Annotated in this window: 26 protein-coding genes and 1 pseudogene; 6 read left to right on the plus strand and 21 right to left on the minus strand. The window is 61.7% G+C overall.

Features of this window, described 5'->3' with window-relative positions; genetic code table 11:
• Window positions 1-34 precede the first annotated feature (34 nt).
• The 9 genes from FHW78_RS15730 to FHW78_RS15770 all read right to left on the minus strand — a co-directional run bounded on the left by FHW78_RS15730 (window position 35) and on the right by FHW78_RS15770 (window position 4,654).
• Complete coding sequence (locus FHW78_RS15730) at window positions 35-358, minus strand: hypothetical protein (RefSeq protein WP_183642707.1); 324 nt, start codon at window positions 356-358, stop codon at window positions 35-37.
• A 122-nt stretch (window positions 359-480) separates the two neighbouring features.
• Window positions 481-720: a hypothetical protein gene (locus FHW78_RS15735; protein ID WP_183642710.1), complete on the minus strand. Its 240-nt coding sequence runs from the start codon at window positions 718-720 to the stop codon at window positions 481-483.
• Between the two features lie 144 nt (window positions 721-864).
• Window positions 865-1,137, minus strand: coding sequence for a hypothetical protein (locus tag FHW78_RS15740; protein WP_183642713.1), 273 nt, complete (start codon window positions 1,135-1,137; stop codon window positions 865-867).
• Between the two features lie 246 nt (window positions 1,138-1,383).
• On the minus strand, window positions 1,384-1,881 hold the full coding sequence (locus tag FHW78_RS15745; RefSeq protein ID WP_183642716.1) for a hypothetical protein: 498 nt from the start codon (window positions 1,879-1,881) through the stop codon (window positions 1,384-1,386).
• Window positions 1,868-2,212 (minus strand): hypothetical protein, encoded by a 345-nt coding sequence (locus tag FHW78_RS15750; RefSeq protein WP_183642720.1) that lies wholly within the window; start codon window positions 2,210-2,212, stop codon window positions 1,868-1,870. The genes FHW78_RS15745 and FHW78_RS15750 overlap by 14 nt, the downstream gene beginning before the upstream one ends.
• 230 nt (window positions 2,213-2,442) lie before the next feature.
• The gene (locus FHW78_RS15755) at window positions 2,443-2,646 is read right to left on the minus strand and encodes a hypothetical protein (RefSeq protein WP_183642723.1); all 204 of its coding nucleotides are present in this window, start codon (window positions 2,644-2,646) and stop codon (window positions 2,443-2,445) included.
• A 263-nt stretch (window positions 2,647-2,909) separates the two neighbouring features.
• Window positions 2,910-3,377, minus strand: coding sequence for an ABC transporter permease (locus tag FHW78_RS15760; protein WP_183642726.1), 468 nt, complete (start codon window positions 3,375-3,377; stop codon window positions 2,910-2,912).
• A 60-nt stretch (window positions 3,378-3,437) separates the two neighbouring features.
• Entirely contained in the window at window positions 3,438-3,800 is a 363-nt protein-coding gene (locus FHW78_RS15765) for a hypothetical protein (RefSeq protein ID WP_183642729.1), read from the minus strand.
• Window positions 3,797-4,654, minus strand: a complete 858-nt coding sequence (locus FHW78_RS15770; RefSeq protein WP_183642732.1) for a hypothetical protein — start codon at window positions 4,652-4,654, stop codon at window positions 3,797-3,799. Before FHW78_RS15770 ends, FHW78_RS15765 begins: the two co-directional genes overlap by 4 nt.
• A 143-nt stretch (window positions 4,655-4,797) precedes the next feature.
• Between FHW78_RS15770 and FHW78_RS15775 the strand changes: the two genes are divergently transcribed.
• The gene (locus FHW78_RS15775) at window positions 4,798-5,148 is read left to right on the plus strand and encodes a helix-turn-helix transcriptional regulator (RefSeq protein WP_080354571.1); all 351 of its coding nucleotides are present in this window, start codon (window positions 4,798-4,800) and stop codon (window positions 5,146-5,148) included.
• A 301-nt stretch (window positions 5,149-5,449) separates the two neighbouring features.
• Here FHW78_RS15775 and FHW78_RS15780 read toward each other — a convergent pair whose 3' ends face one another.
• On the minus strand, window positions 5,450-6,907 hold the full coding sequence (locus FHW78_RS15780) for a DUF6035 family protein (RefSeq protein ID WP_183642735.1): 1,458 nt from the start codon (window positions 6,905-6,907) through the stop codon (window positions 5,450-5,452).
• Between the two features lie 234 nt (window positions 6,908-7,141).
• On the opposite strand from FHW78_RS15780, the gene FHW78_RS15785 reads away from it, so the two are divergent.
• Entirely contained in the window at window positions 7,142-8,272 is a 1,131-nt protein-coding gene (locus tag FHW78_RS15785; RefSeq protein WP_183642738.1) for a hypothetical protein, read from the plus strand.
• Window positions 8,273-8,419: 147 nt separating this feature from the next.
• Here FHW78_RS15785 and FHW78_RS15790 read toward each other — a convergent pair whose 3' ends face one another.
• From FHW78_RS15790 to FHW78_RS15810, 5 genes are all read right to left on the minus strand, one after another.
• Window positions 8,420-8,611, minus strand: coding sequence for a hypothetical protein (locus tag FHW78_RS15790; protein WP_183642741.1), 192 nt, complete (start codon window positions 8,609-8,611; stop codon window positions 8,420-8,422).
• On the minus strand, window positions 8,608-8,850 hold the full coding sequence (locus FHW78_RS15795) for a hypothetical protein (protein ID WP_183642745.1): 243 nt from the start codon (window positions 8,848-8,850) through the stop codon (window positions 8,608-8,610). The genes FHW78_RS15790 and FHW78_RS15795 overlap by 4 nt, the downstream gene beginning before the upstream one ends.
• Entirely contained in the window at window positions 8,831-9,202 is a 372-nt protein-coding gene (locus tag FHW78_RS15800) for a hypothetical protein (protein WP_183642748.1), read from the minus strand. The genes FHW78_RS15795 and FHW78_RS15800 overlap by 20 nt, the downstream gene beginning before the upstream one ends.
• 189 nt (window positions 9,203-9,391) lie before the next feature.
• The gene (locus tag FHW78_RS15805) at window positions 9,392-9,583 is read right to left on the minus strand and encodes a hypothetical protein (protein WP_183642750.1); all 192 of its coding nucleotides are present in this window, start codon (window positions 9,581-9,583) and stop codon (window positions 9,392-9,394) included.
• Between the two features lie 49 nt (window positions 9,584-9,632).
• Window positions 9,633-9,839 (minus strand): hypothetical protein, encoded by a 207-nt coding sequence (locus FHW78_RS15810; protein ID WP_049408821.1) that lies wholly within the window; start codon window positions 9,837-9,839, stop codon window positions 9,633-9,635.
• 399 nt (window positions 9,840-10,238) lie between these two features.
• Between FHW78_RS15810 and FHW78_RS15815 the strand changes: the two genes are divergently transcribed.
• On the plus strand, window positions 10,239-11,375 hold the full coding sequence (locus tag FHW78_RS15815) for a hypothetical protein (RefSeq protein WP_183642753.1): 1,137 nt from the start codon (window positions 10,239-10,241) through the stop codon (window positions 11,373-11,375).
• Between the two features lie 56 nt (window positions 11,376-11,431).
• Here FHW78_RS15815 and FHW78_RS15820 read toward each other — a convergent pair whose 3' ends face one another.
• Entirely contained in the window at window positions 11,432-11,926 is a 495-nt protein-coding gene (locus tag FHW78_RS15820) for a hypothetical protein (protein WP_183642756.1), read from the minus strand.
• A complete protein-coding gene (locus FHW78_RS15825) occupies window positions 11,899-12,789 on the minus strand; it encodes a PDZ domain-containing protein (RefSeq protein ID WP_183642758.1) in 891 nt (296 codons plus the stop codon). The genes FHW78_RS15820 and FHW78_RS15825 overlap by 28 nt, the downstream gene beginning before the upstream one ends.
• Before the next feature lie 208 nt (window positions 12,790-12,997).
• Here FHW78_RS15825 and FHW78_RS15830 point away from each other — a divergent pair.
• The 3 genes and pseudogenes from FHW78_RS15830 to FHW78_RS15840 form a co-directional block, all read left to right on the plus strand.
• Window positions 12,998-15,748: pseudogene (locus tag FHW78_RS15830) on the plus strand (UvrD-helicase domain-containing protein); the annotation flags it as partial.
• Window positions 15,749-16,399: 651 nt separating this feature from the next.
• On the plus strand, window positions 16,400-17,248 hold the full coding sequence (locus FHW78_RS20040; RefSeq protein ID WP_255443324.1) for an HNH endonuclease: 849 nt from the start codon (window positions 16,400-16,402) through the stop codon (window positions 17,246-17,248).
• Entirely contained in the window at window positions 17,248-18,069 is an 822-nt protein-coding gene (locus tag FHW78_RS15840) for a GIY-YIG nuclease family protein (protein WP_183642766.1), read from the plus strand. The genes FHW78_RS20040 and FHW78_RS15840 overlap by 1 nt, the downstream gene beginning before the upstream one ends.
• Window positions 18,070-18,221: 152 nt before the next feature.
• Here FHW78_RS15840 and FHW78_RS15845 read toward each other — a convergent pair whose 3' ends face one another.
• From FHW78_RS15845 to FHW78_RS15860, 4 genes are all read right to left on the minus strand, one after another.
• Entirely contained in the window at window positions 18,222-18,620 is a 399-nt protein-coding gene (locus FHW78_RS15845) for a hypothetical protein (RefSeq protein WP_183642769.1), read from the minus strand.
• 5 nt (window positions 18,621-18,625) lie between these two features.
• Window positions 18,626-19,486: a hypothetical protein gene (locus FHW78_RS15850; protein WP_183642772.1), complete on the minus strand. Its 861-nt coding sequence runs from the start codon at window positions 19,484-19,486 to the stop codon at window positions 18,626-18,628.
• Between the two features lie 18 nt (window positions 19,487-19,504).
• Entirely contained in the window at window positions 19,505-20,035 is a 531-nt protein-coding gene (locus FHW78_RS15855; protein ID WP_183642775.1) for an H-NS family nucleoid-associated regulatory protein, read from the minus strand.
• A gap of 77 nt (window positions 20,036-20,112) precedes the next feature.
• Entirely contained in the window at window positions 20,113-20,655 is a 543-nt protein-coding gene (locus tag FHW78_RS15860) for a WYL domain-containing protein (protein WP_183642778.1), read from the minus strand.
• Window positions 20,656-20,657: the final 2 nt, after the last annotated feature.

The raw sequence follows: 20,657 nt of genomic DNA on the forward strand, positions 1-20,657 counted from the left end.
ACCTTGACGTCATTCAATGGGCAGGACTCTTGCCCTAGCTTTCGGTGCGATCCAATTCGAGCTGGTAGATCTGAGCCTGCATCAGCAATCGCGCGCGGCTGTAAACCTGAAACCGGTAGAAGGCCGAAGGAGATGGATCACTTTCTACGCACTTCATATCCTCTGCGAAGCATTCCACTGCTTCGATACAACCTTCGGGAGTGTGCTCCAAAAGAACATCTTCGAGCGATCTGCCTGCCAGTTGGTGACGGCGCTCCAATTCGTGACGCATCGCAGAAAGTGAGTCCATAGCCTCTGCACACCAAGCTTGGAACGATGAGAATCCTTCGTCGTTGTAAGGAAAGAATGCTGGGTTCATGGTGGGACCCCTGTTGAAAACCAGATTATGAGCTGCCTGCTACTTGGCCGCAATTTCTCAAACGTCCTGCTCTTGCTCATCCAATCTATCTATTGATGTGATGGCTCTTGGCAGCTACAAGTTCAAGTGTTCGTTGGTCGCACCACTGCCGCCTGACGTGCAAGCAATCGACGCGCGCCCATCCACCCCATGGCCTTGTATTGCTCGGGCGTCAGGAGCTTGCTCACGCCCAGCCATTGCCTTAAGTGGTAATGGCCAATGGTGTGGGGGTAGCGCTGAATGCCTTCGTGCAGAAGCTTCGGTAGGTAACACACGTCGCCGTCTGTGCGCTCGTAAGCGTAGTAGTAGTGCCGTGCTGCCATGGCGGCCTCAGAACGCCCAGGCGGCGTTTTCGATGGCGTCCGAGATGCGAGCCCCGAGCCAAACGCTCAAGGGCAGCATGGTGAGGACCAAGGGGATGAAGGTCGAAATGGTCATGGCTGTCGGTCCAGGTAGAGGTGAGTGGATTAGGCGTTGGCGAGAATGTCGATCAGATCCTCATCGTCCACGCCATAGACAGGTTGAACCTGGCCATCGTCGGTGGTGATCCAGAACGGGGCTTTCATGAAGTCGACTTTCTTAGCGCCATCTTCGTCGCCCCAGTCGGCTTGGTCCGCCACGAGGCTTTCCTGCGAGTTCAAATAGACGCCTGCCGCGACTTCGACGGAGCCACTGTCCTGGGCAACTTTAAGAGCAGCAGCACGAATGGCTTTGGCTGGCGTGTTGGTCTTGATGGTCATGATGATCTTCCTCTATTGAGTTTGGTTGGCAGATTGCCTTCCACAACTTCAAGGTAGATCGCCACATGTAAATGTCCATGGCTGCAATGGATCTTTTCAAGACTAAAATCAAAAACTGCGTAATTTTACGCAAATATTCCTAACATCGAATATGCGCCGAAGGCGTTGCTGCCTTTCTTCCATCGAGTGCTTTTCAGTTCGCCGGTCGCACAGCGGCCGGTGACGGCGTTGTGCAGTTGCTCTTGCTTAAAGACGCAGCCGGCTTACCGTCGGCGTGTCGGCCACGGCCACGAGCTTTTCCTGCAGCAGCTCCTGTCGCAATTCGGCTTCCACTTTCGCCACCATGTGGGGCATCGCATCGCGCAGGGTTCCTGTCCGCCAGAACGGGCTGGCGCGGTAAGCGTTGCCGCCCAGCCTCATCAGCAGCCGCGCCGTCTGTTCCATGCGCCCCCGCTCCACCGGATGCTCGCTGGACTGGTAGTCCGCTGCGAGCTTTTCCAGCGGCCGTTCACTCCAGAAGTTGCGGGCGTGCGGCTCCGCCCCCGCTTCGATCAGGGCTTCAACGATGCGTGGCCAGGCCAGCGCCGAGTGGATAGCCGGACCTTCGTTCTCCCGCCACGCATTGGGATTGGCCCCCTGTCGTAGCGCCTCAAGCACCCCCACCAGGTTGCCCTCGATACACGCGTGAATCAGTTCCGCGCTGGGGCTGCCGGGCGGCGCCGCCGTGCGATCAATCACGGCCACGGCGTTTCCTCAGCGTGCCCCGTATGATCTGACGCAACACTTCGCCGCGAGTGTGGCCCAACGAAGACGCCAGAACAGCAATGCCTTCGACAATGTGGCGCGGGGCCACCATCTCGGGCAGCCGGTCTGTCTTGTCGCCACCCATCCGCTTGTTGGACAAGGGGAACGGCTGGCGAAAGTAGAGCGCCAGCATTTGCCGCACGGCCTCGTTGAACGGGATATCGTGACGCTCGGCCAACCGCCGGATCTCGTCGGCATCGTGGGCGTTGATGAAGGACGTAGGCAGGCGCCCCATGGGGTTGTCCAGGCGGGGGTTGCGCAGGGACAGCATCAGTAATCCTCCAGGCCTAGTGCCCGATTGCGCTCGGCGGCAAAGCTTTCCGCACGCTCGTTTGCACCTGATCCTGAGAACATCACGAAATGCGGGTTGCACCGATCATCATCCACAACCAGAATGACTCCTGGTTTCCATCCACCCTCACGATGACCGTCAACAACAATCTTTCTCGGAGGGATTTTCTCTCCAACAGGGATTGGAGCATTCGCTGAGCGTCTCATGATTCAAGCCGCCGCGGCTTCGCGGACCGTGGCGATAGCCTTCCAGCGGTTGAAGGCGGCGCCCGCGTAGTAGAGCGCGTCCACCAGTTCTTCTGCAGCACCCTTGGCGCGCAACTCGTCGTTGCCGCGGGCGAAGCCGGCCAGGATGGCGTAGCGCTCCTGGTCATCGGCGGCGTTGTTCATCGATTGGGCGATTTGGACGTTCATGTGGGTTCTCCTTGGCTTGGGAAGGCGTGATTGCCTCCTACGATTTCAAGGTAGATCGCCACCCGATATTGTCCATGCGATCCATGGATCTTTTTTCGACTAAAGTGCAAATCTGCGGCCTTGGGAAGCAAATATTCCTAACATCGAACCCGCGCCGAAGGCGTTGAGCCTTCCACCGCAGGTGGTGCTTTTCAGATGCTTTTCGCTGGGCACAAAAAAGCCCCCTTTCGGGGGCTTCAACTTTCTCACTGGCCCTTCTTCTCTCAGATGCGCGTGGCCCGCACGAAGCGCGTCAGGTAGCCGGTCACGATGGGCACCACGGTGTAGAGGACCGCATACGGAAGCAGCGCGATGGACGCGATGGCCTTCACCGCTTCTGGTGCTGCAGGCGTGAACGCCGCGAAGAACAACACCACGTGGACCACGAAGACACCCAGCAGCCCGAACAGGAAGCCCTTGAGAAAGCCGCCTTTCTGGCCAGTCTGGTCATACAAGCCCCAGCGTGAGGCGCGGAAGCGCGCGGCACGCCAGTTCATCCAGGTCAGCACGGCCAGCACGCCAAACAGGGCGGCGCTCGCGAACAGCGCAAGGGCCACGCCGAAGGGGTGCCCATTGTTCTGGCTGATCTCCTGCGCCCCGCCCAAGGCCAGCAGGGCGGCACCGCCCAGGATGACGTAGGCGGGCAGCAAGGCGCCCCAGTTCATGTGCTGCGACGTCGATTTCATGTTCATGTGGACCTCCGTGATGGATTGCTTCCCCTACTCATACCGCGTCCTGGCGAACTGGCAAGGTCAGTTCTTCTTCTGCGCGCTGATCGGCACCCAGTCGTTGTTCTGCTTGGCGAAGGTGAGGTCGAACTCAACCGGCACGGGAACCGGCTCGGGCTTCAACTGAACGCCGCCGTGGAACCCCACCAGGTCCAGCGTGCCACCGGTCACGCAGGTGACCCGTTCGGGACCACTGGACGTGCAATCCACCTTCAGGTCGTCCCAGCCTCTGACTTCCATCCGCTGCCCCAGCTGGGCAACCAGATTCGCATTCAGGTGCGTTTCGTAAGCCTTGGCCACCTGCTCTGCCGTGGGCACGTCCGCCTTGCTCCCGCACGCTGCCAGCGTGAGCGTCAAAACTGCCAGTGCGATTGCTGCGTTCTTCATGCGCCTGCTCCCTGCTTCTTGGTGAGATCCACTTCGATCGTTTCGTTGCGGTAACCGACGCGCACCCGCTCGACGGTCACGTCCATCTTCGGCACCGCGTCCTCGACCCACACGCGGTTGACGGTAAACACCACCAGGTCATCGCGGGCGTCGCGGCCTTGCCGAGCGAGGTTGGCCGCCTCGGCAGCGTCCATGCGGATGAGCAGCTCGTAACGCCCGGCATGGCGTGGACTGGAGACACCCGTGGGGGTGACCCGATGCCAAGGCACGAAACCTTTGCCCGTCACCGACAGCCCGGAGGCGGAGATCTGCGGCATGGGGACGTAGACCTCCATGACACCTCGGGCAGCGTTGTATTCGATGCCCCCCAGCGACACGAACTGAGGGCGCACGGCGAACCGGCGCGTGGCCTTGAACTTCTCCAGCCGTGCATCGAATGCCCGCCCATAGCGGCGTTCGATGGCGTCCGTCTGCGTCTTCTCGATCCCATTGGGGCCGTTGATCTTCGTGTCGGCCACCCACCACTGGTAGAGGCACCACTGGCGACGCTTGGGGTCCTGGCGGTAGTTGGAGTGCGCCATCGCGAGCAGGTCCGTGTCGCACATGTCCGAACCAGCCCCACCGGTCGCTGTCTGACCCACCCGGAGGTGCTGCGCCCCCTCCAGCGTCTCCCGGTCCAGATCCCAGTAGGTTCCGGCGGGTTCCTGGTAAGGACTGCGTGCCTTTTCAGTGGCCACCCGGGGGGTGTTGCCCAATGCCCGCCCGATGGTCTCCAGCAACCCCTTCCCGTCCCCGGCATGGGCCTGGAACGCCAAGGCCAGCGTCAGCGCGCCGGCCCACCCTTTGCTTGCCATAGAACCCCCTGTTGGCTCCTTGCCACGGACTTACGTGGTGCGTAGAGTCTACCCGGGGCGTAGGGCCTGGGTCATCCTGTCGGCATGCCTGCATTGCATCCGTTCAGCCCGTGAGCACTCCCCCGCCGGTCCCTCGGGCTGTCGTGGCGGCGCGCCTGCGCCAGGCCCGCCAGCTGCGAGGCCTGAGCCAACGCGAGGTCGGGGTGCGCATGGGGTTGGACAAGGACACCGCGTCCGCGCGGATCAGCCGCTACGAAAGCGAGAGCATGGCGATCAGCCTGGAATCGCTGTTCGAGCTGGCCTTGGCCTTGGACGTCCCACCCGCCTACCTGTTGGCCAGTTCTCCGGCCATGGCCAACGCCATCCTGGCCCTGGGCGAGCACAACGAGGCCCAGCAAGTCCGGTTGGCGGAGGTTTTGGAGAAGCTTTCAGAGTTGCCACCGAAAAAGCGCAACGTGCTCATTGAGCAGTTGTCACATCTCACCAAGGAATAGCAGTCACAACAAGGAATGATCCCGATGTGGAAATGGATTTCCCGTCTGCTGAGCCCCACCCCCACCGATCAGGCGCAACCCTCCCCCAGGGTCGAACTCGCCACACTCGTTGATCTGAACATGGTCGAGCTCAACGCGGCCGAAGCCCGGGCACTGCTCGTCCAGGACCTCGCGTTGCCGGATCGGCTCCGTCGGCGCCTCGTTGTGTTTTCAAGCACCGCTGACGCGCTCATGGATAAAGCACGGACGATCCCTGCGCAGGCCCCCGACTGGGAGGCCATTCGGCGAACGGCCCGGTTACTCAACGGCGAGTTTGAGCTTCTGCGAAGCGATCTTCACCGCTCTCTTCGACAACTCGCTTTCTAGCGCCCTGCGAGGCCGGCAGGCGCAACACCGCTTTGGCGACGTGCGATGGATCAGCCCGCCATACGTCCGCCACCTCGGGGAACAGGCGCATCAACAACCCGTCCCATGTGCGATCGGGCTGAAAGCTGCTCTCGCCCTTGGCCAGGCTGGACAACACGTCCTTCATCTTGCCCTGGAGTTTTCTGGTTCGGTCCTGCTCCAACACGGTCTTCAACTGGCCGTGCGCGCGGAGCATGCAGCGGTAGAACCAGAGCGTCTTGGGCCACACCTTGTGGATGTGATGACCGAGTTCGGCCAAGGTCTCGAACCCGATGCCGATGGGTTTTCCTTCACCGTGCTTGGCCGAGTAGCCGGCCACCAACAGCCGGTCCAGCTCTCCTTGCCCCTTGGCGTATTGAGGCAGGGTGATTCCCACCTGCGCGAACGAGCGGCGCAGTTCGTCCCACCGCCGGTCACGCACCTTGTAGTCCTCGATCTCGCCCCGGAGCATGGCCACATAGAACGTCTCGAAGGCCTCCCGTCGCTTGGCCCACACCTGCTCCTCCCGCCAAGCCTCACGGGCTTGCTCGGCAAGTGCCTTCTCCGTTTCGTAGTCGAAGGCGTAGGCCCTGGGAACGCCTCGGCTGCAGGTGTCGAATGTCAGCTCGTCGAAGGCCACCTCTCGGCGCACTTCCACGTCTTCCATGACCCCATCGGTAAGGCGAGGTTCAAGCCAGGCGCCCTCCAGGTAGAAGCGCCCCTCCCGTTGGGACCTCGCCACCGTTTGCGGGGTGACGCGAAAAGCATTGCGGTTGTTGGAGAAGAACAGATCGTCTTCGGCCAACCGGAACTTCGACAGGTCCAGATCTTTGAACAGCCAGAGCATGTGCCCGGTGTTCTCGCGGTAGAACTTCATGCGTTCGGCGATGACGTGCACGAACGTGGTGGACAGCTGGATCTCGATGGCCCACCGCTGACCGTCCCGCTGGGTCTGAATGTCGGGCTGGCGCCACTTCGCGCCGTCCACGTCCCACCACCGCCGCTCCAGCTTGGTGTTGGAGAAGGACGCGTCGGCAGCCAGGCTGTCGCTCACCCACTGCTTGAAGGCTTTGTGGAGCGACCCTTCCTTGTGTAGCCCGAACTTGCGGGCCAGGATGGCTGCGGGCGAGTGGCCTTTGCGACCCGTGCAAGTCTCCCGCAAGCGCGCCGTGAGGTGATCGAAGTAGAACCGGATTTCCGTGCGCGCCCGAATCGCCTTGGACCTAACCCCCATCGCATCCTCGCAGTGGGGGCAGACGTAGCGCGGCGTTCCGTCGAGCAGCTCAAGCTCCGCTGCCAGCCGACCGTCCCGGACCACCTCCCCGTAGTCGCGGCCTTCCATGAAGCCTTCGAGGGTGAGGGTGTCACCGCTCACCCTGTCCCAGACGTGGTCATGGGATCGTTTCGAGGCCGGCAAGTATCGGACGGGACTTTCCATGCCACCACGTTACCGTGCATCCGTCGCAGGAGACGAGACGGGTTCGCGTCGTCTTCGCCGGCTTGTTGAGACCGGTTCTTATCGCCTAAAAACTGCCTACAAAAAGTGGTTGCCGGCACTCTGTTCGTGGCTTAACTATAGGGCCCTTCGAAACACCAGACGGGGGCGATCATGACAACACAACACGGCTGGCAGCCATGCCGCGCCTGCCATCAGGCGGGACAAGAGGTGCGCGTTGAGGGGGATTGGCACCTGCGGGCCAACCCTGGGTATTGGGGCGCTCAAGCCCCAAAGGTTCTCGTGCTGGGATTCTCCAAAGGCGCCACGCAGATCGCCGCGGCGGTGGGAGGCCAGTTCGATGCGGTGGCCTTCGCGGGCATGCGTCCCCGCTTGAAGGCAGTGCTAGACGGGCTTGGCCTGGATCTCAATGGGCAGAGCATCGACGAAGCACTGTCAGCCAGCGGGCGCGTCTTGGGCGCGGCATCGCTGATTCGTTGCGGGTTGTCGGTGATGGAGCAAGGCCAGCTCAAGAGCAGCGGAACCATCATGCCGAAGGCAGCCAAGGCTGCCTTCCCGCTCCAGGCGATGAAAATGTGCATCGGCCGCCACCTGAAACCCCTTCCGGAGAGCGTGGAAACGGTGGTCATGCTGGGCACCACCGACGCTTACGTGAAGGGGGTGAAGGGGCTTATGCGGGAACAGTTTCCCGACTATCAGGACTTCAACGACGTGGCCTTTCGCGCGCAGGGGCGCACCTGGGTGTTCGCATCGCACCCCAGCGGGGCCAACGGCACGTTCGGGGAGTGGGTGGCCGGGGATGGGTCGACCGAGTCGGGCCGCAAGCGCCTGCTCGCTTTGGCCGCCCTCGGCAAATCATCTGACGCCATCCCATCCCGAGCGTCAGCTCCTGCCCGCGCTTTACCGACAGACACCCAACTTGTCAGCGCTCCCCTGCCGTCTCGCCCCATGCCTCTTAAGCCGACATCACCCCCACCTCGAGAAATGGTCACCACCATGCTTGACGCTCGCTTCGCCCAGACCTTCCACCTGGTCAGCAACGAGGGCCGGAAGGTGGTGCCGGTGCGCATGAAGAACCAGGACAGTGGCCTGGTCGCCTTTCGTCTGGCGAAGATGGGCAACACCAAGGATGGCCAGCGGGAAGTCACCGACGAAGCCGAACTGCTGCGGTTGTGCGAGACCGGGCAATACCAGGTCAGGGCGCAGCCCTTGGACAAGTCGGGTCCTGCGAACTTCGTTCGCCCCCTGCTCAACCACCGGATCGTGAAGTCACCGGCGGCTTGATGGGGGCTCCCCTGGCTCTCACGCCATCCAGCAGCAGCTCACGGATGAGCTCGCTGACGTGCTTCCCCTGCTCGCTCGCCAGCATCTCCAACTGCAACTTCAACGCCTCCGGCAAACGAACGGCCATTTGAACGTAGGCTGGCCGCGTCATGGCAACGCCAAGGACAGGACCACCGCCACCGCCAATCCCGCGATGATCGCGGCTTTCAGCAGCGATTGGCGGCGGGCCTGCCCCGTCTGTCGCCTCGCACTCTTCCAATGAATGCCAGCGATGCAGAAGACGATGAAGAGGAACAGGACCACCCAAGCGGTGGTGACGATGGCACCGAAGGTGATCATGCGCCACCTGCCAGCATCACCGCGGGCACCATCACCCACGCGCTGATCACGGAATAGGTGATAACCAGTCCGCCCAACCCGATTGCCAGATCCGGCAGCTTGGCATTGGGGTCGAGCAGCGTTTGCGCGCAGAGCTTGAGCAAGACCCATCCGCTCAATCCTGCCAGGAGGAACACGGCGAGATCACGCCAGTCGCGCAGCGTGATGCGTGCGAGGGGCTTAATCGGCGAGACGGTCATAGGGGCTCTCCAGGTTCTCGTTGCTGCCGTAGGGCAGCCCTTCTTGTGGGGTGTCGGACAAACCCAGGCTGCGCAAGGTGCCCCTGAGCACATCGGCCAAGGAACGGCTGTTCTTCGCATCCGCTTCTGCCTTTTCCATGTATTCATCTGCTACCGACGGCAGGTATGAACGGGCGTGATCGAGCCCGTCGCGCATGGCGCTGGCGTTGGGCATGTTGGCGCCAAACGTTCGGTTCCAATCGCTTGAGAATTGATCCCAGCGATTCATCCCCAGGTAGAGCAAGCTCACCAGGTAGACAAGGATCAACACATTGACCACGCCCCTCCACGTCATTCTGAAATTGATAAACATCTCGTTCCTCCTCAGCGTTTCGTTTGTCGGTGTATGACGCTCGTATCCCGTTCGTCATACATCTGGGATACACCTGCACGACAAAGCCACAAGGGGACGTTGCAGACTAAAGGTAAGATCCGCGAAGCACCGCGCGCATTTCTGTTAGGTAAGTCGCCGATGAGGGGGCCCGAAGGCCCCGTGCGTGTATCAGCGCCACCCTCGGTCGACCCGGTCCAGGTCGTAGTCCTCGCCGAACTGCAGGGCGGCTTGCTCGGGCGGGAGATCGGAATACCTTGCGAGGTCTGTATCTGTAAGGCCGGCGTCGTTGATGGTGATGGCGAAGTGCGACTGAAGAGCGGTGTTGAAGCCGTTGCGCCACTGAGCGGTGATGGTCGTCATGATTGTTCTCCTTGAGGAAGAGAAAGGGGCCCCGAAGGGCCCCGATGGGTCAGTCTTCCTTCGGTTCCGGAAGGCGAAGGACCACCACCCCACTCACCGGCACCGCGTTGAGGACCAAGCGGTAGCCCTTGCCGTCCTGATGCGGCCAGGCCGCGCCGATCTTCGACCAGTTGCTGCGCTTCTCGCCCTGGACCTCGTATTCCTCCACCAGAAACGCATCGAGGCGGTCGTTGGCGGGCTGGTTCTTCTTGGCCATGGTCTTTCTCCGTTGGGTTCGAGCGGATTGCTCGCGAACCGGTGAAGGAAGCCGTCCAGGACTTGCAGCACCCCGTCAGCGACGCAGCGGCAGCGCAGGCGCCCCAAGGGGCCGCAACGAAGAGGAGGAGTGCAACGCACTTGCGCAGGGACGAGGCGACCGACCCTGTCGCGATTAAGCAACCGCGCCCAACGGCGCCATGACATGGCCTACCCCACCCGTCCTCGTCTTGCTCACCAGTTGAGGAGGGTCCTGGCGATTCAGCGGTCGAAAGGGGGTTGCCGCTCAGGGCGGGGGCTGCGTCGGTCGTTGGGTGCTGCTGAGAGGTGATCTCTGCCCAACCCATGCGACCGTAGGGGGCCTCGGGTATCCTTTCGCTGTCAGGGGATGAACACATTTATGAGCCAACGGATCATTGGCCTGGCCCTAGTGGCCATGCTCGCAGGATGCAACGCGCCCACACCGCCGACACCGCCGGTGGCGGCACCGACTCCCCCTCCGGCTCAATCCGAGCCGGAGCCTGTTACTGAGCCGGTTCCCGAGGCTGCGTCCGTCACTGATGAGCCGAAGGCCCACGTCGATGACCCGGCGGTGGTCGCGCGGCTGCGCAAGCTGGCGGAAGAACGCGAAGCGTTGGGCACCAAAGTGTTCCAAGCCGGCGTTGCGATCGACGGCTTCACCCATGCTGGCACTGCCTTCAATGAAATTCACGTCCCCGAGCACAAGTGCTTCGTGCTCGGTCAACTGCTTGGCAAAGCGGACATCGTTAGACCGGTGGAAATCACCTACGAACCGGATTACGAAACGCAGACCACGGAGAATGCATCTGACCTGCGGATCATGAGCAACTCCCTCCACAACTTCGCCGGCATGGCGGAGCATGTTCTGGAAATGCCCCATGACGAACGCGTGGTGACCTGGAACCTGGACTGCGCCGGACAACTGGGGTTGCCGAAGGACTACATCAAGCAGGAAGGCACATCGTCCTTCTATGTAGTCATCGGGGACGGCAAGACCTTGAAAGTGTTGGGAGATATTGAGGAGGGTTACGCCCAGAAAATCATCGATGCCATCGAAGCGAACCCGCGCATCGAAGAGGTGGCCTTGGGCAGTGGCGGTGGCTTGGTTAAGGAGGCCATGCGCGCTGGGGAGTTCATCCGTCTTCGAGGCCTGGAGACCACCCTCTACAACAACTGCTACTCCGCCTGCCCCTTGGTGTTCATGGCGGGTGTCCAACGCTCCAATTGGTCGCCTTATGCCGACCTGGGCTTCCACCAGATCTCCACCTCCGACGGAAATCCGGTGGCCTTTGACAACCCGGTGTATCGGCACATCTACAACTATCTGGTCCGGATGGACATTGAGCCGCGCTACGTGCTCCAGAAAATGTGGTCTGCGCCGCCGCAGGACATGGCCAACGTGGACGGGTATTCGGACGAGCTTTGCGACGCCAATATCACCACCTGGGTCCAACGTGGCTGCACGAGCAGGGATTTCCAGGACTACGAGACCCGCCAGCGCAACCGCACGCCGTGATATCCCTTCACGTGCTTATGCACGTTTGAAGCTGCGCTCGATTGCCAAGCACAGGCTCATCGTTCAATACGCGCCGCCTGACCCTTCTGTTTCCACTCTTCGAAGAAGCGCATTGCCAAGACGTAATTCAGCTCGATTGCCAGTGCGTTCGCGCTGGTTCGCTGATCCCCTCTTAGCGATGCCGTTTCAAAGGGACTTACTTTTTCTCGCAACACCAGGCGTTCCACTTCCGGTCCGTCGCGCTGCTCCACAGCCAGCAGAAGTTCCTTCAAGCCGTTCTCCCTTCTTTGGTTTGAACGCTGCCATTGGCGTTCATCCTCGGGCGAGAGTTGACCGGGAGGGGTAACAGCAGGCGGTCGGATCAACCCCATCTTGGCCAGCAAACCAAGGACCTGCCAGAGAATGGCGATGCCAATAAGCACCCACACCAGCACGGTGAAGGCGGACTCGCCAATGGCCTCTAGCAGCCAACCGGCCGCCACCAAAACGATGATGAGGCTCCACCCCATCCCTCTCATGGCGATCAGTCGCCCTGCTTCTGTTTCTGCCACCAGCCCTGACCACCTTCCTGGGGAGGGTCAGCAGAAGAAGGTGTCGCAGAACTCGCTGCCGCGGGAGCGATGGGAGTTGCAGGCGCAGGAGCAACCGCAGATGCCATCGCACTGGTAACGGTGTTGGGAGCGGGTCGCTTTTGCACCACGACTTCGCCCTTGTTAAGCACCTGAAGCTTGGCTTCCCCGATCTGAAGGTAGCCAAGCAACTGGATCGCTGCGGGGCTTTGCTCGGACAGCGGCACTCCGCCGATGTGGGTGATGACGTCACCGGGACGCAACCCCGCCAGCTCGGCCGGCGCCCCGGGCACCAGCTTTTCGATGACAGCACCGACCTTTCGCGTCTTGCGGGTGGGCTTCTCATAAGCCTGGATGCCCAGCGCATTGTGTTCCCCGGGCACCATGCGCCCTTCGGCAAAGGCCGCCACCAACTGCAGCCCCAAGTGGTTCTCGTTGTAGACCACTGGGTTGGTGATCTCGACCGAATTACTGGCGTTGAACATGTTGGTGGCCACGGTCTCGAACTTGTTGCTCACCATCACGTCGGAGCCCATCTGGGCCATCGTGAAGGTCAGCCGCCCTTTGGGCTCCTGCCAACCGCTATTCCCCTGCGCCATCTGGACGCCAATGGATTGCCAGAACGAGAGGGGGAACTCATAGACCATGACGTTCTGGTCCTGCCGGGTCGGTGTTTTCCCTGCCGGCAGCATCATCGCCACGATCGCGTTCTGAACGTCCTGGACGCTACGCCCTTTCACCGTCACCACCGGTGCCGGGGTGGAGCCCAGCTTCACCGGATCGGCGTGGGCCTGGCCTGCAATCAACGCCAGCGCCAACGCGCCAGCCAAGACTAAGTGCTTCATCCCCTTCCCCTATTGTTCGGACCTTGGATCCGCTCCCCGGCCCAGTTTACGGGGGTCAGGATGCCTCCGGCAGCTCTCATGGGATGAGAGGCACCGTCGCGCCCCCCCAGAACGGCATGACCCCGGCGGCTGCCCGGCTTACCATGGAGAAGCAGAAGATAGGGGCAGTTTTGCACTGCGGCATACCAAGGAAAACATGGGACAAGGAATGGCAAAGGAATGGAGCCCTTCGTGGCTGGGCCGGCACCTGACCGGATCATCGGATTGGCGGTTGCGACTAGAGGGCATGGAACTTGTCCTGACGCTGGACGGCCGCACCTACCGGGTCAACGTTGAGGACGCGGCCACCTATCGCATCCAAGCGGGAACGTTCTGGACGGACATTTCCCTCAGGCAGCTCGAAGGCCCGGAGGTGAAGGCCGATGGGCTGCCCAACACCCAAGGTGCCGCCCTCTCACATGCATTGGAAGTTGCTTTAGCCGATAAGCGCCTCCGAGATGACGTCGCGTTCCTGGAATCCGAGCGCCGACCCATCGAACGGTGGCTGGCGCTCATGGCCATTGAGGAAGAGCGCTGCGCCCAACTGCGTCGCTGGTTCACTCACGAAGAACAAGCTGCGGTCATTGCCGCGCGCCCCACCATTGATGCTCAAGGGGTGCGTGCTCGCCTTAAGAAGCCCGGCGTGCAGATGCGTTTGGGCCCGACGGCAAATGAGATTGAGCGATTGATGGCCTCCTGGGAACGAGACCATCGGCAAGCCTGGGCGGCGCTCAACGCCGCCCACGTAGAACGCGAATTGGTGGCCTGCAAAGACTTGCTGGACCGGGTGGAGAGCAAACCGCTCACCCCGGAACAGGCAAGGGCCGTGGTGTGCTTCGACAACCGTGTGCAGGTGGTGGCCTCGGCCGGCTCGGGCAAGACCTCCACGATGGTGGCCAAGGCGGCTTACGCCATCCACCGCGGGATCGTAGATCCCCAGCGGATCGTTATGTTGGCCTTCAACAAGCAGGCCGCTGAAGAGCTCAAGGAGCGCGCTACCAAGGCCTTCGAGCGGCTGGGCATGGCGGATGTGACCGTGGAGGCCTCAACCTTCCACGCGTTGGGCCTGCGCCTCATCGGGAAGGCCACCAGAGAAAAACCCGACATTCCTGATTGGGCCACGGATGCAGCCGGCGGGGTGCGCAAGCTCACCGAAATCGTTGACGAGTTGAAGGATCGCTCCTCCGAGTTTCGCAACCAATGGGACTTGTTTCGATTCGTTTTCGGGAAAGACCTGCCGGCCTTCGGCTCCCCGGAATCTGCCGACGTCTGGGACGCCGAGGGCAAGGGAGCGCTCGTCACCACACGTGGTGAGCGGGTCAAAAGCCAAGAGGAAGTGATGATCGCCAACTTCCTGTTCTTGAACGGTGTCGACTACCAATACGAACCCCCCTACCAGCACCGCACCGCCGACGAAACCCATCGCCAATATAGACCCGATTTCTACTACCCCGAGCTGGACCTATACCACGAGCATTTCGCACTCAACGCCCAGGGCCTTCCCCCACCGGACTTCGAAGGCTATCTGGGGGGCGTCCAGTGGAAGCGACAGCTGCACAAGGACATGGGCACCACGTTGTTTGAGACCACATCCCACGGTCTTCGGTCCAAGGTTGATCTCCCTCGCCTCGAGGCCGAGCTGACATCGCGTGGGGTGGTGATGGATCCCAACCCCGAGCGGGAAATTCCCCTGGGCGGGCAGAAGCCGATGGATTCCGTGGAGCTTATCGGACTCGTTCGCACGTTCATGAGCCATGCCAAGAGCAACTGTCTCAACATTCCCATGCTTCGGCAAAAGCTGAGTTCACTTCCTGCAGATGCCTTCAAGCACCGCTATGAGATGTTCCTCGACATTGCCGCCCCGATCATGGACGCCTGGGACCAAGCGTTGGCCACCGAGGACGGAATCGATTTCGAGGACATGCTCAACCAGGCCGCCGAACATCTGGAGAGCGGTCGCGTGGAATCGCCCTACGACTTGGTGATGGCCGATGAGTTTCAAGATGCGTCACGGGCGCGGGCGCGATTGTGCCGCGCCTTGGTCCAGGCGCCGGGCCGGTTCCTGTTTGCCGTGGGAGATGACTGGCAGTCCATCAATCGGTTTGCCGGTGCCGATGTGTCGGTGATGACGGGCTTCCGGCAATGGTTTGGCCACGGCCAGGTGCTTAAGCTGGAGCAAACGTTTCGTTGCCCCCAGGCGTTGTGCGATGTGTCCAGCGGGTTTGTCTCCAAGAACCCCGCTCAGATTGCCAAACGCGTTCATTCGACGACGCCTCCCCAGGGCCCGGTTCTTCAAGCATTCCAGGTGGACAGCAAGGAAAAACTGGCCGATGCAATCGATCGGTTCGTGATGAATCTGGGCGAACTGGTGAGGGACGGGAAGATTCCACCTGGCCGACACGGAAAGGTGTCGGTTTACGTGCTGGGCCGATACAACGCCGATCGGCAGTATGTGCCCACCAACCCGCACCGCTTCAACCGCTGGGTGGAAGTGTCGTTCCTGACCATCCACCGCTCCAAGGGCAGCGAAGCTGACTACGTCATCTTGCCGGAGATGCTCACCGTCCTGAAGGGACGCAGCTTTCCCAATACCCGCACCGACGATCCCGTGCTGGCCTTGGCCATGCCCGAAGGAGACACCTTCCCGCTGGGCGAGGAACGCCGGCTGTTCTACGTGGCCTTGACCCGTGCCAGGCGCAGCGTGGCGATGTTCACCGCTCGGGGACAGTGTTCGACGTTCCTTCGGGAACTGGAGGAGGACGGCGCCGTGATGTTGACCGACACCGAAGGCAAGGCTGTCCAAGAGGAAAATTGCCCCGCCTGCAAGCAGGGCGTGCTCGTGCTGCGCACGGGGCCCTACGGAGAATTTCGCTCCTGCTCCAACTTCCCCTCGTGCAGCTACAAGCCAAAGCGGCGTGGCGTGGAACCGTCTTCGCTCGTCATACCACGCCCTGCCACGAGCAGTCGGGCCATGCCTCCCGCCGCGCCCCGTGTTGCGACCCCAAGTCGTATGCCACCTGCCCCAGATGAACCCAAGAAGGTCCCGGTGTCTTTCCTGGATAAGGTCAACCAGGTGGTGGGGGAGATCTCGCACTCCTCCAATCGCGCCTTCCTGCTGCAATCGGCAACAGCCGAATTGTCACGTCATCTCCAAGCAGAGAGGAGAGCGATCGAAACCGCGCTCAAGTCGTCCCAACAGGCTTTGGACCTGGAGACCCAGCTGACAGTCAGAGGTCCGGAGTTCCGTGCGCTGTTTGAACAGTCGTATGCCGAACTCCTGAGGGTCCAAGCATCCGAACCGAAGGCAGTCGAAGCAACGATCGAACGCCACCCCTTGCCGAATTTCAAACGCGTCGGTTCCCACGATCACCCTGAAATCCAGCAGGCGATCTCCGCCAAGGTGGACGGACTGCGCAAGGACCGCGATGCCTTCTTGTCCACTGCCCACGCCCAGTTGGCCCGCAACCCGGCACTGCTGGCGTCCTTCGCTGAAACGCTTAGGCAACTGAACGGAGATCACTACTGGGCCACACTTGACCCCCACGGGACACTGAAACGAGGGACGTAATCGATGCCGCAGGCACGCACTAAGCGAGATGGGGTGAAGTATTGGCGGGTGGCCGATGCCATCGCCGAGTTGGGAAGTGCCACTTTGGCCGAGGTGGAGGCCTGGGACCGTGCCCACTTCCCCAACGATCCATTAGGCAATGCCCGCGCGGACTTGGAGTTGTTCACGGTGAACAGCCCCAGCCGTATGCATTACAACTATTCGCGCACAAACTGGCGAAGCGACCAGGACCATCCCCACGATCGGTTGTTCAAGGTGGTGGAACTGGGCCCGCCACGCCGCACACGCTACGTGATGTTCAATCCAGCCACGCATGGACACTGGAATCTGCTCCAGGGTGAAAACAAGAAGTGTCAAGCGGTGCCCTTGGCCCTGGACGACCAGGCGCGGGCAGAAGCTCAAGCACAAACCGAGGCTTTCGCCGCGCCGCTGAACAGCGACCACGATGCACGTGTGTGGGCAATGCGCGCGGTAGCCCAGCGCCGTGGTCAACCGCTTTTCCGAGCCAAACTACTGGATGCCTACGGAGGCCGCTGCGCGGTCACAGGGTGCTCTGCGGCAGAAGTGTTAGAGGCGGCGCATGTGCTCTCTTACAAGGGCGAGCACACAAACCGTTTGGACAACGGCCTACTCTTGCGTGCTGACCTCCACACGCTCTTCGATTGCGGGCTGCTCTGGGTAACACCCGAGAATACCGTTGCTCTAGCCCCATCGCTGCTCACCACCGATTACGCGGTCTTGGTTGGTAAGGGCTTGGCCCTACCTTCCGAGTTGGCCTATCGGCCCAACCCAGGCCATCTTGCAGAGCACGCGGCCGCGTGCATGGCCCGTCACGCCCGAGGTTTGCTTTGATGAATCTGTTCGACTTGCTCAAGGTATGGGAACCAGCCTTCGAGGTTAAGAAGGCCAAGGTCCATCTGGCGCGCTACAACGGCAACGAACGCCCACTGGACGTTTTCCTGGAAGGTCAGTTCGACGAATGGCAACGCTGGCAGAACAAGCGAAACTTCCAACGCGAGTTTGTCGTGTCCTTGATAAGCGCGGGATCTCCCACGCGCTGGCTCTATGCCGGACTTTTCCGCTCCCTCGACCACGTCGAGGAGTTCTATCCAAAGCCTCACTACTATTACACGTTGGAACGTGTGCCCTCGTGCGAGGAATGGGTGGGGCGTCTCTACCTCCAAAGCCGATACACAGAGCGCCACTCCTACCCCAAGGGTGAAACGCTGGCAGATGACTTGACGGTGACAGAGCTGCTAGCCGAGAGGTTGTCCATTTCAGACTTCCCAGGCTTCAAGGCGGTGAATCTGACCAAGGCGCAGTTGGACACGGTGGTGCGCCACCAAACAGCGGCATGGCGCGCCGCCTTGTCCTCCGTGAAGGGAATCTACGTCATCACCGACACGACCACCGGTCGGCTCTACGTTGGGAAGGCATCAGGGGCAGACGGGATCTGGGGCCGCTGGTGCGCCTATGCGGCCAATGGGCACGGCGGAAACGTGGCCTTGCGAAAGGAATTTGGCATCGAGGCCACGGAAGAACGCCGGCACGCTTTGCGCTTCGCCGTCTTGGAAATCGCCGACCTTTCCGCCACCGAAGAAGACCTCTGCGAGCGGGAGAGCCATTGGAAATCCGTGCTGCTGTCGCGCGAGCACGGCTACAACCGGAATTAACAACAAAGCCCCCAGCTGGGGGCTCCGGTCGTCGGCGCTTGAATGGGGATTCTCGTCCCCGTCCCCCGTTGCCGGGTGAAGTGGCCAGGACGACGAGATCATGGTCCGCATTCCTGCGTTTCCTCGCCATTGGCCGTCGGAGCGGCGTGGGGTCAGACTTCTTCCCGCTCTGCATCAGACTTCTCAGCCAGCCACTGTTCCACGGTCTTTCCTTTCAGCTCCTCGGCCAGATGACTGGCACACAGCATGGTGCCATCGGACCTCAGGTTGGCCACGGTCTGCGCGGCCAGGATGGCAGCTCCAAGCAGATGAAGCTTGGTGCGCCCCTGCTCAGTCCAACCGTTGGGCAACGCCTTCAGGGCACCCAGGGCTTCCTTCCCTGACAGGTATTGAATGCAGGTGAGGTAGGTCCACTGGAGCCCTACCTCCTCGCGCAAGCGTCTGCCGGCGGCTTTCTCATCGAGCGTGCCTTCGGCGCTGTCCAACAGCACATGGGCTGCCGCGACCGCCTTTGCTTGCGCGGACAGTCGGCTCTTCTTCCTCGGAAACATCCCCCTCACGCTCGTTCCTTCGCGGCCTGCTCCGGCCACCGTTCGATTGAATCCAGAAATCGCCCCACCCCATCGTTGCTCTTCGAGAAGCAAGCGGCAACCGGCAGGTCGACCCCGGTTTGGGCAATCCGCTGACGGAGTGAGTTGACGCGCCGCTCCCATGCCTTGTCCAGCAGCACCAGATCGCAGTAGTCCACGGCGTCCACGGCGTGCATCAGATCCAACGCATCGTTGTTGGAGATCGGCGCGTTGGTGTCGAGGACCAGTTCCCGCAGCAGATCGCCTGAGATGACCTGCTGCCGCGTTCGCCCATCGTCTGGCCTTGCTTCCTTTGCATTGCGCCGGTAGTCGTCAAACTGCCGATGGCGGGACAGTAACGCCACCACCTTGGAAGCAATCTCGTCCAACGTCACCTTCATCTCCTCGCGGCGCTCATAGACCAAGTTGAACATCCCGCGGAACGTGTCCGGGAACGTCTGCTCCTTGGCCCAGCGGCGCGAAAAGTAGTCCATGTTTCGTTCTTCCGAACGCGGCAAGGAGCGCAGGGACAAGTCCGTTTCGCCCCTAGCTTCCCTGTCTGCATCAGGTTCGGAACGGAAGAGGTAGATGCGGGGCACCACCTGCGCAAGCAACCTTTCGGCGCGCTCGACGTGGCGGGGGTCGGCGAACCGGGCGAACTCGCCCATGGAGAGCGAGGCCAGCAGCCATGTGCCCCCGCTCAACGTCAATGCTCGGGCGAACCGCGCCGACAACTCGTCGCTGTCGGCGATCTCACGGATGGCGAAGGTGTCCAGGTAAACGGCAGGTCGTTCAAGCCGTTGGGTCCACACCACGTCATTGCCATCGAACGTGAAAGAGACGGCCACCGCCCGTGTCCTCTTGGCTTACTTGGCGGCCTTTTTGGCGGCCCTCTTGCCCGCTTTCTTCGCCACCTTCTTGGCCGGCTTCTTTACCGCCTTGCCGGTCGCCTTCTTCGCAGCCTTGGCCACCTTCTTGGTCGCCTTTGCAGGGGCCTTCGTCGCCCCACTGGCCGGCGGGAACTTGCTGCCCGGGTTGGCCTGGGCCCATGCCTTGCCCTCAGAGGACTTCGCCCACGCGGCAAACGCCTTGGGGGTCAGCCCGCGGCCCGCCCAGGTCTCGCCGTTAGGAAGGCGATACTTCGGGGCCACCTTGCCGAGCTTGCGGCCCTTGCGTGACGCAGGAGCGGCCTTGGGCGCGCGCGCCGGATGGTTGTCGAGCGTCTCCCCGATGAGCTTTGCCACTTGGCGACGCTGCGCGGGGCTGAGGACCTTCGCATACTTCTGGAGCACGGCCAGCGCCTTGGGCACTTCGCCGTCGCGCTTCTCAACCAGCTTGCGCTGCGCTTCCAGCTGTTTGATTTCGGCGTTGATCGACTGCAGGGTGGTCAGGGCCAAGGGGCACCTCCGTTCAAAGGAACCATGGGTTATAGCCCATAGCCTGGATAACGGCCAAATAGTGGCCGAAAGTTAGATTACGAGCGCACGGCCGCGACGCGGCTTATCTGCTCGATGCGGGACAGGACGAAGTGGCGTTTGGCTTGCCTCAGATGGCAGTAGGCCAATACGCACCGCGACGCATGGCTGGCCTGGTGCAGATGGGTCAACTCCAAGGGCGTGACAGTGCGCCACTGCGGCGCCTGGTCTTCTTTTGCGTAGAGGAAGCGAAGATCGCTGCCCTCCTCCATCGCGTGGCGAATCACCAGCGACACCGGATCGGTGAAGGCGGCCATGGGGTCATGCGTCTGGCGTCCAAACGCCCCATTGCGCCAAGCAGGCACCAGGTAAATCACCAGCCCGGCCCCGATCGGCAGCGCCCGCTTCCACCATGGCGTTGGATCGTCGCCGGCCACTACGCCCCCGTGATGGGAACACGCGCCGGTTTCCCCGATCGACGGAGAGCGCCACCCGTCTGCGCATCGGGACGGCAGGTTGGGCTCGTCCAACAACGCGAACAGCAGACCGCCCACGGCCAGAGCAAGCACCAGTGGGCCGATCTCGCGCTCACTCAATCGCATGC

The sequence above is a fragment of the Pseudoxanthomonas sp. OG2 genome (genome assembly GCF_014192765.1).
In the GTDB taxonomy this organism is placed as follows: Bacteria; Pseudomonadota; Gammaproteobacteria; order Xanthomonadales; family Xanthomonadaceae; genus Pseudoxanthomonas_A; species Pseudoxanthomonas_A beigongshangi.